The sequence below is a fragment of the Photorhabdus hainanensis genome, assembly GCF_018448965.1.
GTDB lineage: Bacteria > Pseudomonadota > Gammaproteobacteria > Enterobacterales > Enterobacteriaceae > Photorhabdus > Photorhabdus akhurstii.
On sequence record NZ_RCWD01000141.1, the window covers coordinates 1 to 408 of the forward strand.

General features: G+C 55.6%; 1 protein-coding gene. It reads left to right on the plus strand.

Annotated features, from left to right (window positions below):
• On the plus strand, positions 1-408 hold a 408-nt coding region (locus tag EAE92_RS24895; RefSeq protein ID WP_246545391.1), incomplete at both ends, for a hypothetical protein.

Here is a 408-nt window from a genome sequence, read left to right on the forward strand (position 1 = left end):
GGATTACCACCGATACGGGCAGTCAGACCCACTGGTATGCTAAAAAAACCAAAAAGAAAAAGTTCGGGTTCGGTGGCACCAAAACCTCGCAGGGGAAAAGCCGCAGCAATTATGACCCGGCCCCCGTAATAGAAACCCTCGACCTGAAAACGCTGGCCTGGCAGGAGAATACCCGTCCACAGGGCACCGATATCACGATTACAGACCGACAGACCAGTCAGATACATTCTGCTCCCACGACGGTCACGCCGGTGAACGGTATCAAAAATCAGCCACTGGTATTGCCCCCGGAGACCGTCAAAGGGCAAACAGTCGACCCGGTGATACGCGTGGTGACGCCCGATACCCGCCTGCCGAATAACAGCCTGTATACCGTGCAACCGGGCAGTGACAGCCACTATCTGGTCG